The 13,681-nt window shown below is 64.6% G+C and carries 7 protein-coding genes and 2 pseudogenes; 2 read left to right on the plus strand and 7 right to left on the minus strand.

Features of this window, described 5'->3' with window-relative positions; translation table 11 throughout:
* Nucleotides 1-61 precede the first annotated feature (61 nt).
* From B1756_RS16550 to B1756_RS16565, 3 genes and pseudogenes are all read right to left on the minus strand, one after another.
* A complete protein-coding gene (locus B1756_RS16550; RefSeq protein WP_086889553.1) occupies nucleotides 62-1,291 on the minus strand; it encodes a phosphoglycerate kinase in 1,230 nt (409 codons plus the stop codon).
* Nucleotides 1,292-1,352: 61 nt separating this feature from the next.
* Nucleotides 1,353-2,417: a type I glyceraldehyde-3-phosphate dehydrogenase gene (gap, locus tag B1756_RS16555; RefSeq protein WP_086889554.1), complete on the minus strand. Its 1,065-nt coding sequence runs from the start codon at nucleotides 2,415-2,417 to the stop codon at nucleotides 1,353-1,355.
* A gap of 764 nt (nucleotides 2,418-3,181) precedes the next feature.
* Nucleotides 3,182-3,815 (minus strand): annotated as a pseudogene (locus B1756_RS16565) (IS6 family transposase).
* Between the two features lie 56 nt (nucleotides 3,816-3,871).
* On the opposite strand from B1756_RS16565, the pseudogene B1756_RS16570 reads away from it, so the two are divergent.
* Both B1756_RS16570 and B1756_RS16575 read left to right on the plus strand, forming a co-directional pair.
* A pseudogene (locus B1756_RS16570) lies at nucleotides 3,872-4,623 on the plus strand (zinc ribbon domain-containing protein); the annotation flags it as partial.
* A 633-nt stretch (nucleotides 4,624-5,256) separates the two neighbouring features.
* The gene (locus tag B1756_RS16575) at nucleotides 5,257-6,507 is read left to right on the plus strand and encodes an alanyl-tRNA editing protein (RefSeq protein WP_086889556.1); all 1,251 of its coding nucleotides are present in this window, start codon (nucleotides 5,257-5,259) and stop codon (nucleotides 6,505-6,507) included.
* A gap of 18 nt (nucleotides 6,508-6,525) precedes the next feature.
* Here the strand turns inward: B1756_RS16575 and B1756_RS16580 are convergent, their stop codons facing one another.
* From B1756_RS16580 to folP, 4 genes are all read right to left on the minus strand, one after another.
* Nucleotides 6,526-7,503, minus strand: a complete 978-nt coding sequence (locus tag B1756_RS16580; RefSeq protein ID WP_086889557.1) for an electron transfer flavoprotein subunit alpha/FixB family protein — start codon at nucleotides 7,501-7,503, stop codon at nucleotides 6,526-6,528.
* Nucleotides 7,500-8,273 (minus strand): electron transfer flavoprotein subunit beta/FixA family protein, encoded by a 774-nt coding sequence (locus B1756_RS16585; RefSeq protein WP_086889558.1) that lies wholly within the window; start codon nucleotides 8,271-8,273, stop codon nucleotides 7,500-7,502. The genes B1756_RS16580 and B1756_RS16585 overlap by 4 nt, the downstream gene beginning before the upstream one ends.
* Nucleotides 8,274-8,275: 2 nt before the next feature.
* Nucleotides 8,276-10,807, minus strand: a complete 2,532-nt coding sequence (locus B1756_RS16590; RefSeq protein ID WP_086889559.1) for a GcvT family protein — start codon at nucleotides 10,805-10,807, stop codon at nucleotides 8,276-8,278.
* Nucleotides 10,808-11,118: 311 nt separating this feature from the next.
* A complete protein-coding gene (folP, locus tag B1756_RS16595; RefSeq protein WP_086889560.1) occupies nucleotides 11,119-13,551 on the minus strand; it encodes a dihydropteroate synthase in 2,433 nt (810 codons plus the stop codon).
* Between the last annotated feature and the right edge of the window lie 130 nt (nucleotides 13,552-13,681).

Below are 13,681 nucleotides of genomic sequence, written 5' to 3' on the forward strand. Positions count from 1 at the left end.
GGCGTCTCTCACGAACTGTGCGGTAACACCACACAGATCTCCGAGGAATGGTCGCGAGATACTATCGAGCGGCCTCCTCGAGCGCCTCGATCCCGGGGAGCGACTCCCCGGTCAGTGCACGGACGTACGCACCCCCGGCGATCGAGACGCGCGTGAAGTCGTCCGCCGCGAGGTCGTACAGTTCGATGGCGTGTGCCGTGTCGCCCCCGCCGACCACGGAGACACAGTCGGCGTCGGCGATGGCCGAGAGGATCTCGACGGTTCCGTCGGCGAATCGCTCGTCTTCGAAGACGCCGGGCGCACCCTTGACGTAGACGGCCCCGGACTCGGCGACGAGGTCGGTGTAGCGTTCGATCGTCTCACTGCCGACGTCGAGATACGAGGTCTCTTTCGTGATCTCGTCGACCGGCGTCTCCACTCGCGGGCCCTCGCCCTCACCCTCGGCCCCGCCTTCGGAGGCCAGGTCCGTCGGGAGTGCGATCTTCTCGCCATATTCGGAGAGCAGTCGCTCGACGGTCTCGCCGTGGTCCGCCCACTGGTGGTCGAACAGTTCGGTTCCGTCGACGTCGTAGCCGAGGTCGTGACCCGAAGCGCGAAGGAACAGTTCGCCGACGACGCCGCCGAGACAGAACCGGTCGACCTCCTCCGCGAGTCGCTCGACGACGGGAATGACGTCCTCGGCTTTCGTGCCGCCGAGAATCATCGTCACCGGCCCGTCGAACGAGCGACCCCGGACGGCGGTGTTCGCCGTGTACTCCTGTTCCATCACCCGGCCGGCGTAGGCGTCCATCACGACCGGAAAGCCGACGATCGAGGCGTGTGACCGATGAGCCGTCGGATACGCATCGTTCACGTACGCGTCGAATTCGTCGGCGAGCGTCCCCACGAGGTCGGTGTCGGCCTTGACGGCCGGCTCTTCTTCTGGCAGTTCTCCGTCGCACATCCGGACGTTCTCGAGGAGGAGCACGTCACCGGATTCGAGGTCCTCGATCGCCGCACGTGCTTGCTCGCCGACAGTGTCTGGAACGAAATCGACGGGCCGGTCGAGGTGGTCGGCGAGGATCTCCGCGTGCTGTGCGAGCGAGACGAACGTCTCGCGGCCGGGTCGGCCCTGATGGGCGAGGAGAGTGATCGCGTGGTCATCTGTGAGCAGTTCGCGGATCGTCTCGGCGTGACGGGCGAACCGGCGGTCGTCCTGTACGACGCCGTCGTCGACGGGCGCGTTGACGTCGATGCGGACGAGCAATCGCTGTCCGGGCTCTATGTCGTCGATGGTCTGGAACGTCGTCATAGATCAGTCGGGCTGTGTCGGGACGTCTGTGTATCGGTGTGTCGGAGCGCGATCGATCACGTCAGTGCGGGACGGCACCCGTCGCGTCGATCGTGTCCGATTCGGTGGCGACGTACTGTGCGAGCTCGATCATCTGCGTCGAGAAGCCGTACTCGTTGTCGTACCAGGCCAGCACTTTGACGATGTCGTTGGCGACGACCATCGCCGACTCGAGGTCGACGTAGGAAGCGAAGGGGAGTCCAACAATATCCCGGGAGACGATCTCGTCGTCGGTGTAGCCGAGGACGCCAGCGAGCCCGTCGTCCGCTGCCTCCCGGATCGCCTCGAGCAGTTCCTCCCTCGTGATGTCGGCTTCGACGTTGACCGTGATGTCGGTGATCGAGCCGTTCGGGACCGGAACGCGCATCGCCATCCCGTCGAGTTTGCCCTCGAGACCCGGGAGGACGTCGATCGTCGAGTTCGCCGCACCGGTCGTCGTCGGGACGATGTTCTCTGCAGCAGCGCGCCCGCGACGTCGTTTGTCCATCGGGCCGTCGACCAGCCCCTGACTCCCCGTGTAGGCGTGGACAGTCATGAGAACGCCCGAGACGATGCCGAACTCCTCGTCGAGCACCTGCAGGACCGGCGCGACGGAGTTCGTCGTACACGAGGCGTTCGAGATGACGTCCGCGCCATCGTACTCCTCGTGATTGACGCCGTAGACGAACATCGGAACCGGTTTCTCGCCTTTCGGCGGTGCCGAGATTATTACCTTGTCTGCGCCAGCCTCGAGGTGGTCTGCGGCCTCCTCACGGGTTCGAAACAGGCCCGTCGCCTCGAAAGCCACGTCTACCTCGAGGTCGTCCCACGGGAGATCCGCTGGCGTGGGTTCGGAGAGCAACTGAATCTCCTGCCCGCTGACGTGGAGGATAGACCCCTCGCGGGAGACGCCGGGCATCCGTCCGTGGACCGAGTCGTACCGAAACAGGTACTCCATGTCGTCGTCGTCCATCACGTCGTTGACAGCCACGATGTCGACGTTGTCGTCGGCCAGCGATGCACGCAGCAGGCTCCGTCCGACGCGACCGAACCCGTTGAGACCGATTCGAAGCGGTTCGTCCCCGCCGCCGTCTGTGTGTCGACTCATGGTCGGGCGGGCCACACCTGGCGGTAAAGTTGTTTGCCCCGGTACGTGGGCGGTGGTCAGTGTGGACAGAGAGAGGTGAGGCGATGGCAGTGTTCGGCGCCAATGCCTGAAACTGTCCGCCTCGGGGGAACTACGTAACAACTCCAGCGATTTACACACCAATCGCTGGTCCGTCCGGCGATCAGATGTGCACTGACGTGCAGTGGCGACGACAGTCCAAGAAACGACGCGGACGTCGTGGAGCGAGAGCGGATGCCACGGAAGGTGACGGTGCTCGGTGTTCCACTTCACCTCGGCGTACGATCACTTTCGTACACTGTTCGAGAACTCGAGAGACGTAGCGTCGGTCGGAGTCACAAAGCCGTCCACGACTGGGTGCACACGGCCGATCTCGGGCCGACATCCGGAGCCAGCCCTGACACGGTTGCGCTCGAGGAGACAGTATTCTGGATCCACGGCCAGCAGCACTGGCCGGACGAGACGGTCGGTCCAGAAACCAACGAAATCCCGTACGTTCGGTGTATTCGGCCCGAATGGCGCAACTGACCGAACGCTTCCTCGGCGAACTCGAGGAGGAACGCGACGTCGAGACCCCCATTTTCGTCGAGTTCGCCCCGTGGCTCCAGACCGCACTCGAGCGACGTGACCTCACGGTTCAGTACGAACGCCACGGCGAGCGAAACGGGATCGAACGTATATTTTTGGAGGTAATACAGCGAACTCGTCCGATTTTATATATTTTCGGCCGATCCGAGTCGTCGTGTTTAGTTTGTCTCAGTGTGCCAGCGGGCAAAGGCTTGCAACCACGAATCAGTTGTTGCTGGATCGACGTGGCTGAACGAGTTAGAAAACGAAGATTTTCGGCGTTTTACCGTTCTATAAACACGTCCGATGGCGTTTCGATCATCGTGTCGTTCGTACCGAAACTCGAGACCGCGGCGGTGGAGTGCTGCGTACAGCCGGCTCCTGAATCGACGAGAAAGAGCGCGTCTTCGACGTCGTGTTTCTCCATGAGTTCCGCAAGACACATCTCGGTGAGGGCGGTCGTACGGGCCGAATACGGCCGAACGTGCAGAAATCGGTTCGTTGCTGGATCGACCGCAGCGTACAGCCAGTACTGCTGCCCGTCGATCCAGATCACTGTCTCGTCGAGCGCGACCGTGGCTGGTTCAGCACCCTCAACCGGGAAAAGATCAGCTTTGTGAACCCAGTCGTGGACGGCTTTTCGACTCCGGTCGACACCGACTTTTCTATTTCTCGAGCTGTATACGAAATCGATAGTTTGCCCAGATGGAGTCGAATACCGAGCGCCATCAACTCACGCGGTGTCCGCTCGCGCTGCACAAACTCCACGTCGATCCATCCACTGGATCCCCTGAGGCGGGCAGTTTCAGGCATAGGCGCCGAACACTGCCACCGCCTCACCTCATCATACCCGAACTAAACACCGCCATCTGCTAAACGACGACGCTGAAGCGGTCGAACTTCGACTTCAGCGACACCGCACGTCGTGGGAGTTACACGTCACCGTCGAATACTCGGTCGACGAACCGACCGAATCGGACGATCCTACGTACATCGGTTTCGAAATCGGTGAGAGCGCGTTGATTACGGGCTGTGCCCTCAAACGCGATTTGCCACGGAAACCGATGATCGAGAGTGGCAATCGGGTCCGGCACCTCAGAAAAGAGATTCACACGACGCTGAAGCGACTTCAGGAGCGTGACGCCGCCGAGTGGCGGGTGGACATACGCTTCGATCACTTCCAGAACGCGCTCACGGATATCGTCGAGAAGGCGTCCCGCGAAGCCGTCGAGTACGCTGAGTCCTTCGAGGACACCGTGATCGTGCTTGAGGACCTGACGTACATCCGTGAGTCGCTGGACTACGGGCAGTTCGTATCCCAGTCGAGTTCGTCAACGCGGCCTACACATCGCAGACGTGCCACGAGTGCGGCCACATCGGGAGTCACAACGGTGACGATTTCCGGTGCCAGAACGACGATTGCCACGTATCGGTATTCCACGCTGACGTGAACGCGGCAGCAAATATCGCTGGCCGCGTTGATCCGTGGGGAGAGAGCGTTCCGTGGAAACCGGAACGGAATGACTCGCCACGGAATGGGAGCGCCCGTGACAGCGCCACAGTCCACCGCGAGCCGAGCGAGAAACCCTCGCAGATGACGGTCACGGCTTACCAGGACTGAAACCTGCCAGATCGGATTCCCCTCGTAGGGGAAGCCCCGTCGTCGTCGGGCTACGCCCGACTGCTTGAGGGAGGTTCGCTCCCTCTCCGTTCACGACGGGGAGGATGTCACACCGCCTGGAACGCCGTTCGAGGAAGACGTTTCGGACCCTTAATCAGCCGAAACTAAAACAAACAGGTCGTGACGGAGATGATACAAATCTTGTTTCGGACGAGATTCGTAAACGGCTTTGCAGGCGGGCTACCAGTATCACATGTATGCTGTTTATCAGGCAGATCTCGATACCGATCGTCCTCCTGACCACGAACCAGACACAGTTGATCTGACACGCTCTGAATTACGGTCGTACGTTTGTAATTAGAACCACATCGTGTTGCCTGCATGAACGGTTGTGGATCGGGCCGGGCGAGCGAACTTCACGCCTCGTTTACGCACCGACTGTGCGTGGTCGTCGTGAAGACGACCGAACGCGGCTAACCGGTTGTGACGATTCTGGCCGCGTATCGGCGTTCACTGGAGCGGCCGGTGAGACCACTGCCTCCATTACTCCGGAACCAACGTCGGGAAAGCCCGAAGGTATCAGGACCGTCCAGACCGGGTGCCTTTTTTGATTCGCACGACCGATTCGTGTGCATGACGAAAACACACGCCCCGGGATCACCCGACGTGCGGGAGTTCGAAACGACGGTCGAATCGATCGAGGGTCGTGAAGTTACCCTCGAGGAGACCTACTTCTACCCCGAAGGCGGCGGACAGCCGGCGGATCGCGGCACGATCGACGGCCTCGAGGTCGCGGACGTGGAAACGCGGGACGGAACGGTAGTACACACCCTCGAGTCGGAACCGGCGTTTTCGCCCGGTGACGAGGTCGACTGCACGATCGACGACGCGTTCCGGACCTACTGTATGCGCGCTCACACGGCGAGTCACGTCGTCTACGGTGCCGGCCGCCGGCTGTTCGACGACCTCGGGTACGCCGGCTTCGACATCGGGCCGGAGAAGGTCCGCGTGGACCTGACGACGGCCGAGCCGATCGACGATTCGGCGCTCGTGGAACTCGGGAGACTCGCGAATCGCGCGGTCTGGGATGCTCGCCCGGTGACCTGGAAGCGACTGGCGGCCGACGAGGCCCGCGACCTCGACGGAATCGCGTTCAACGAGAAGACGGAAGCGGAGGCGATGTCGACTGCCGACCGGGAGATCCGGGTGGTAACCGTCGGTTCGACGACGATCGAGGGGCTCGAAACCGGAGACGGCAACGAACCGTGGGACGTCGCTGCCTGCGGCGGCACCCACGTCGACAACACGCGGCGGATCGGACCGATCCGGGTACTCGACCGATCGAATCCCGGTGAGGGCGTCACGCGCGTCGAATTTGCGGTCGGCCCGTCGGCGATCGATCGAACCGCACGCGTCCAGGCCGCCACACGACGGGCGAGTCAGCAGGCCGGCGTTCCACCCACGGAGCTTCCCGACGCCGTTGACCGAATGCAGGACGAACGCGACACCCTCGAGGGCGAACTCGAGGACCTCCGGCGGGAGATACTGGACGCCCGGCTCACGGAGCTCCCGACCGTCCAGCGGGACGGCGCGACGTGGGCGGTCGGAACGCTCGAGCGATTCGATCCAAACGCGGTGAGCGAGGCGGCACAGGAGGCCATCGACGACCCCGGACGGCCGGACGTCGTCGCGACTGTCGGCACGGACGGCGCACCGTCCGTGGTGATAGCCTCGACCGGCGCGGTCGACGCTGGGGAGGTAATCGACGACGTCACCGACGCCTTCGGCGGGGGCGGTGGCGGCGGCCCGACGGTTGCACAGGGCGGAGGACTCGACGCCGACCCGGACGAGGTCGTCGAGTGGCTTCGCGAGGACGGGGGCTAAATCGAGGACCGGAACGGATCAGGATCGCTCCTCCAGTTCCTCGTTGAGCGCCGGCACGACGTCGTGGAGGTCGCCGATGACCGCGTAATCGGCCTTCTGGATGATCGCTGCCTCGGGATCGGTGTTGATCGCGAGGATGTTCTCTGCACCCTTACAGCCAACCATGTGCTGGATGGCGCCGCTGATCCCGCAGGCGATGTAGATATCGGGGCTGATCTTCGCGCCGGTCTGGCCGATCTGGTCGTCGTGGGGACGCCAGCCCTCGTTGACCGCGGCGCGGGAGGCACCGACGGTTCCGTCGAGCAGGTCGGCCAGCGTCTCGAGCTGGTCGTAATCGTCCGGGTTACCGACTCCACGGCCGCCGCCGACCACGACCCGGGCCTCACCGAGGGCGATTCCCTCCTCGTCGGACGTCTCGACCCGATCGAGCTGGACGGCGAAGGCTGTGTCGGGAAGCGACGGCGAGAACTCGCTGACCGCCGGCTCGACAGCGGCGTCGGCTTCTTCCACGGGATATTCGTGTTCCGCGGCAGTCACGAGCGTCGGCTCGCCCTCGAGACGGGCGTGTTCGATCAGGCTCCCACCCCAGCGGTTGCGCTCGAGTTCGTACGCACCGTTGTCGACGTCGACCGCGGTACAGTTCGTCGCCATCGGCGCGTCGAGGGTTGCACCGGCGTGGGCGAGCACCTCGTGGCCGCGGTCTGTCGACGGGCCAGTGACGGTCCCAGCGTCGAGGTCGGCGGCGAGCTGGGCGATGCTCTCGCCCCACGCCTGCGGGGCGTAGCCCTCGCCGTCGAGTCGATCGTGGACGACGTGGTGGACCTCCTCGACACCGTAGGGTCCGAGCTCGTCCGCCAGCGCGCCGCCTTCAGCGCCGAGGACGGCCGCCTCGAGCGGCTCGCCCGTCCCGGTTGCAATCTCTCGTGCCATGGTCAGGCTCTCGAGGGAGAGTTCGTCCGGAACGCCGCTCTCGTGTTCGACGAACGAGAGGATCACAGGATCTCCACCTCCGACGCGAGGACCTCGACGATGGCTGGCGCTGCATCGACGCCCTCGCCCAGTATTTCTGCCGGCGAGTCGTCCGTTTCGGGCGCCTCGAGCCTGATCTTCTCGAAGGTTCCGGGTCCGGCTTCGCCGGTCGGCTCGCGACGGCTAACCTCCTTGCGACGCGCCTGCATCTTGGCGCGCATGGAGGCGTATCTGGGTTCGTTGATCCCCTCTTTGACCGTGACGACGGCCGGGAGGTCGACCTCGTAGACCTCTTCACCGCCGGAGATCTCTCGTTTCGCGACGGCCACCCCGTCATCGACATCGAGGGACCTGATACCGGTCACGCAGGGCAGGCCGAGCCGACGCGCGAGGCGGACGCCGACCTGGCAGTTGCCCATGTCGGCCGACTCGTTGCCGAACAACAGGAGATCGAACGCACCGAATTCATCCTCGAGATCGTCGATGACGTCGGCGATCGCGTTCGCAGTCGCTCGCGGCCCCCACTCCTCACCGCCGGACTCGAGCAGCGTCGCCTCGTCGGCCTGCATGGCGAGTCCGGTCCGAAGCTGTTCGGTTGCCTCCTCGGGGCCGAGCGTGAGGACGTGTGCCGAGCCACCGTGGTCCTCGGCCAGCTGGACAGCCTCTTCGATGGCACACTCCTCGTGTGGGCTCATCGTAAATCCGAGGTTACTCGTGTCGATTCGCTGGTTGTCCTCGGTCAGGACGATCTTTGCACCGGTGTTCGGGACGCGCTTGACACAGGAGAGTACGTTCATGGCTAGCTACGGATTCGTTCGTTCTCCGGATCGAACAGCGGTCGGCTGCCGGCGACCTCGACGGTCACCGGGTACTGTTCACCCATGTACTCGACCTGTAGCTGTTGGCCCTCTTCGGCGTACTCCGGCGGGAGGTAGGCCATCAGCAGGTGTTTGCCCACACTCGGGCCGGTTCCCGCGCTCGTGACGTAGGATTCGCGCCCCTCCCTGTCGACGATCACGTCGCCCTCGTCGTCGAGGACCGGTTCGTTGCCCAGCATGAACCGGCGCTCGCCCGACTCGGAGGTGTGATCGTCGACCGAGAGCGTACAGAGCGTGGCGGCGTTGTCCTCCTCGATCGACTCGGCGTAGGCCTCCTTCCCGATGAAGTCGGCTTCTTTGACGCCGTGGAAGGTGAGCCCGGCTTCGGCAGGGTCGTACTCGAGCTCGAGTTCGTGGCCGAAGAGCCGGTAGCCTTTCTCCATGCGGCCGGTCGTTCCGTAGACGCCCATGCCGACGGGCCGGATGTCGTACTCCTCGCCGGCCTCGGCGATGGTGTCCCAGAGGCGGCCGCCCGTGGCCGCGGGTGCGTAAATCTCCCAGCCGAGTTCGCCGACGTAGGAGAGGCGCATCGCCCAGGCGTCGACCTCGCCGACGGTGATCTCCTGGGCGGTATAGGGCGGGAACGCCTCGTGGGACATATCCTCCTCGGTGACCGAGTCGACGACTGCGCGAGCGTCGGGGCCCCAGACGCCGAGCGTACACAGCGACTCCGACCTGTCGATCAGTTGCACGTCGTCGTCGTCCTGAATGTGGCTCGTGAACCACGCGCGGTCGGAGCCCGCCGCAGCACCGCCCGTGATGACGCGATAGTGTTCGGGCCCGAGACGGGCGATCGTCAGGTCGGAGACGAAGCCGCCGTTTTCCGCGAGGATCGGCGTGTAGACCGTCTTGCCGACGTCGACGTCGGTCCGACCGACGGCCATCTGCTCCATGTACTCGACGACGTCCGAGCCGACGAAGTCGAACTTTCCGAAGCCCATGTCGCCGACCATGGCGACGTGGTCGCGCATGTGGAGGTGCTCGCCGAGGATGGTCGGCGACCACCACCGCGAGTCCCACTCGTTGCCCCGGAGCAGTCCTGCGAGTTCCTCGTTGTACTTTCGGACGAGGTCCTCGTTGGAGGTGTACCACTGCGGCCGTTCCCAGCCGGCGGCTTCGAAGAATCGTGCACCGAGCTCCTCCTGGCGATCGTAGAACGGACTCTGGCGGAGCGGCCGCGAACTCTGCCACTGCTCTGCGGGGTGAACGATGCCGTAGATCTTCTGGAAGCCCTCGTGGCCACGGTTCTCGACGAACTCACGGGAGGTGCCGTACTCGTAGAAGCGGTTGACGTCCGCCCCGTGGAGGTCGACGTCCGACCAGCCACGCGTCATCCACTGAGCGACCGCCTCGCCGATCGCCGGCGCTTCCTTGATCCAGACCGCGGCACACGACCACAGCCCCTCGACGTCCTGCAGCGGGCCCAGCAGCGGCGCGCCGTCCGGCGTCACCGACAGCAGGCCGTCGATCTCGTGACGGACACCGGCCTGCGGATCGTCGAGCAACTCGGGAACGATCTCGAGGGCGTCTTCCATCGACTGTTCGAAGGCGTCGTCGGTCAGCGGTGGCTGGGTCGGCGACAGCGGTGCCTCGTCGATCGAGGGCACGTCGTCGACGTCCCAGAGGATCGGCCGGTGCTGGTAGGAGCCGACCTCCAGATCGTTGCCGTGCTGGCGCTCGTACATCTGGGTGTCCATATCCCGGACGACGGGGAAGGAGATCTCCCCGTCGTAGTCCTCGAAAAAGGAGATCGGCCCGACGCTGACCATCTGGTGGACGGCGGGCGTCAGCGGGATCTCGACGCCTGCCATCTGTGCAATCTTGGGGCTCCACAGCCCCGCGGCGATGACGACCTCGCCGGCCTCGACGGTTCCGCGGTCGGTTTCGACGGCCTCGATCTCCCCGCCTTCGACGTGTAGATCGAGCACTTCCGTGTTCGGCGAGAGGGTCAACCCGCCGTCGATCGCATCGTCTGCACGCGCCCGCATGACCTCGCCGGCCCGGAGCGGATCACAGGTCCCGGCGCCGGGACTGTAGAACCCACCCTCGACGATGTCGGTGTTGACGTACGGCACCATCTCCTCGATCTCCTCGACGGAGAGCAGTCGCCCCTCCTCGCCCCATGCCTTGGCCGACTGGACGCGGCGCTCGAGCTCCGCCATCCGCTCGTCGGTCCGGGCGACCTCGATCCCCCCGCTCTGGGTAAAGGTGTCCATGTCGTCGTACTGCTCGATGGACCGGCTGGTGAGGTGGGTCATCTCCTTCGAGTGTTCGACAGGCATGAGGAAGTTCGACGCGTGGCCCGTCGAGCCACCGGGGTCCGGGAGCGGCCCCTTGTCCGTCAACAGGATGTCCTCCCGACCCTGCTTTGCGAGGTGGTACGCGAGGCTGTTCCCGACGATACCCGCGCCGATGATCACTGTCCCCGCACTCGAGGGAATCTCGTCGCTCATCGTCGATCACCGGTCCGTTCGACTCCCGTCCACGACTGTGGTACGTTACCGTATAGTATCATCTTCGTTCGATACTGACCGCCGCGCAGGATATTAAATGACGGTATAGATGCCACTCTAGTTATGGGACGAGCGACGTCGACTCGACTCGAGCGGCGAGCAGTGTGGACAGCGGAAACGACGCCATCGCTCGAGAGAGTGCCTGAAGCGCAGGAATTGGGCGTGGACACATACTGGTCGACCACTCGTCGGCAGGAACGCGAACCGCTCCACAACCTACCAACGTAGTGAGTAGACGTGGTTTCCCATCGCTACTCTGTCGTCCGTTCGGCCGTCGCGATCGCTGCCGCGTTCGGGGCGACGTCGTGGACGCGGACGACGTCGACGCCCCGTTCTGTGGCAAGCGCCGTTGCGGCCACGGTCGGCGCGAGTCGGTCGTTTCGTGCCACGCCATCGACCATCGACTTCTGGGAGTGGCCGACCACCAGTCCCGTGCCGAGCGCACGGAACTCCTCGAGTCGATCGAGCAACGCGAAGCTCTCGGTGGCTGTCTTCCCGAAGCCGAGACCGGGATCGACAAGGAGATTCGAGCGATCGATGCCCGCACGTTCGGCCAGCAGAACGCGTTCGGTGAGGTCCGCGAGGACGTCGTCGACGACGTCGTCGTAGTCGTACCGGCAGTCGGGATCGACCGGCGCGGAGAGGCTGTGCATGAGCACTGCCGGCACGCCGTGGTCGGCGACGACGCGGCGCATCGCCTCGTCGCTCAGGCCGGTGACGTCGTTTACCATGTCCGCACCCACCTCGAGGGTGGCCTCGGCCACCGATGGTTTCCGGGTGTCGATCGAGACCGTCGCCTCGAGAGTGTCGAGGTGCTCGACGACCGGCAGGACGCGCTCCCGTTCGACGTCGGCGGGAACCGGCTCGGCACCCGGTCTGGTGGATTCGCCGCCGACGTCGACGATGTCCGCACCTGCTGCCACCATCTGCTCGGCGCGGACGAGGGCGTCTTCGATCGCCTCGTACTCACCGCCGTCGTGGAAACTGTCGGGCGTGACGTTCAGAATGCCCATCACGGCCGTCCCGTCGCCCCACTGGTAGTCCGGTGGGTCGTCGGCCCCGATCCCGAGGGCGGTGGTCACCTGCTGGGCGAGCTGGCGACCACCGATCGACCGGCCGCGCAGTTTCGCGGTTAGCTCCTTGAAATGGGCAAGCGTTCCGCCGAGGACGACCGCCACGTGCTGGTCTGACGCCTCGATACCCGAGACCGCACAGGTGCCGCCCAGTGACTCCATCAGTGTCCGGAGTTCGCGACCTTCCTTCTGACGGACGTGAAACCGGAACGTCCGGTGTGGAAGTCGATCGACCCGATCCCGACAGGCCGACGACGGGACGTCGGCCCGATCCAGGGCCGCTCGAGCGCGTTCGACCGTGGGCGTCCGGACCGGCTGGAGCGTCCGCGTCCACCGGTCGCGGGCTTCAGCGACCACGGCGAGCGACCCCGTCACGAGTACGCAATCGGACGGGTCTGCGGCCCGGAGGGCCCGGTCGAGCGCGACGAGGACGGACTCGTACTCGCCGGCGTCGACACTCTCGATCTCGCGCTCGGCGACCACCCCGAGCACGTCCGTCGCCTGGCCTCGTTCGACGTCCGGCGTGGCGAGATAGAGCCGGTCGGGATCGGGCAGTGCACGCACCATTCCCCGGTGGTCTTTCTCCCGTAACGCGCCGAAAACGAGGGAGAGGTCGTCGTATTCGAACCGCTCTACGACCGTCGCGAGCGTCTCACAGGCCTCCGGGTTGTGTGCGCCGTCGATGACGGTCAGTGGCTCGTCGTCCATCACTTCGAATCGGCCCGGCCAGTGGACGTTCCGGATTCCCGCCGCGATTTCGTCTTCACCGGGATCGGCGATCTGTCTCGCGAGCGTGGCGGCAATACCGGCGTTGATCGCCTGATGAGGACCGAGCAACGGCGTCCGACACTCGACGTTCCAGTCCGGACCGACCAGCGAGAGAGCAGACGATGTCGTCGAAACCATTCCGTTCTCCGTCGCGTGGACGTCCGGCGGCGGACCGTCGACAGTCTCGTCGTCCTCGTCGCCGACCGTGAGCACGTCGGTTTCCGCCTCGAGCGTCTCGAGTGCCGTCCCGCTGGCCCCGGTCACCAGCGGCGCGTCGGTCGGTGCAACCTGTGCCTTGTCGCGGGCGATCTCCTCGATCGTCGACCCGAGGATGTCGGTGTGCTCGAGACTGACACTCGTGACGGCTGCTGCAGCGGGATCGACCACGCTGGTGGCGTCGTAGCGACCGCCGATACCGACCTCGAGGACGGCGACGTCGACGTCCTCACGGGCGAAGTGCCACAGCGCCATGACGGTACAGACCTCGAAGAACGTCGGAGCCTCCCCGTCGGCGGTTCGGTCGACGACCGACGGCCAGATCGTCTCGACGAATCGGACGACCTCTCGTTTCGGGATCTTGCGTCCGTCGACTCTCACGCGCTCTCGTCGGTCGTTCAGGTCAGGAGAGGTGTAACAGCCGACCCTGTAGCCCGTCTCGCGGAGAATGCGCTCGAGTAGTCGGGCTGTGCTCCCTTTCCCGTTCGAGCCGGCGATCTGGACGGCCGGCAGGTCCTCGTGGGGGTTACCGAGGGACGAAAGCATCGCTCCGGTCGTCTTCGTCTCCATCTCGGGACGGAGTCGCCGAAGCCGTTCCATCTTGTTTATCGCCTCGTGATACTCCATGACAGAACGGTTCACACGCCAGCCAATAAAGCTCGTGACAGGTGGTACCGATCCACAAGTCGTAGGGAGCGTTACAGGTCTTGTCGAGAGGTGACGAATAGGGTCACGGCCCGGGCAACACGCACCGCGC

Source organism: Natrarchaeobaculum aegyptiacum (assembly GCF_002156705.1).
In the GTDB taxonomy this organism is placed as follows: domain Archaea; phylum Halobacteriota; class Halobacteria; order Halobacteriales; family Natrialbaceae; genus Natrarchaeobaculum; species Natrarchaeobaculum aegyptiacum.

Excerpts from the sequence above, each read along its gene's own strand:
- B1756_RS16550 (WP_086889553.1), bottom strand. The coding sequence starts at position 1,291 with ATGACGACGTTCCAGACCATCGACGACATAGAGCCCGGACAGCGATTG.
- gap (WP_086889554.1), bottom strand. The coding sequence starts at position 2,417 with ATGAGTCGACACACAGACGGCGGCGGGGACGAACCGCTTCGAATCGGT.
- B1756_RS16575 (WP_086889556.1), top strand. The coding sequence starts at position 5,257 with ATGACGAAAACACACGCCCCGGGATCACCCGACGTGCGGGAGTTCGAA.
- B1756_RS16585 (WP_086889558.1), bottom strand. The coding sequence starts at position 8,273 with ATGAACGTACTCTCCTGTGTCAAGCGCGTCCCGAACACCGGTGCAAAG.
- B1756_RS16590 (WP_086889559.1), bottom strand. The coding sequence starts at position 10,807 with ATGAGCGACGAGATTCCCTCGAGTGCGGGGACAGTGATCATCGGCGCG.
- folP (WP_086889560.1), bottom strand. The coding sequence starts at position 13,551 with ATGGAGTATCACGAGGCGATAAACAAGATGGAACGGCTTCGGCGACTC.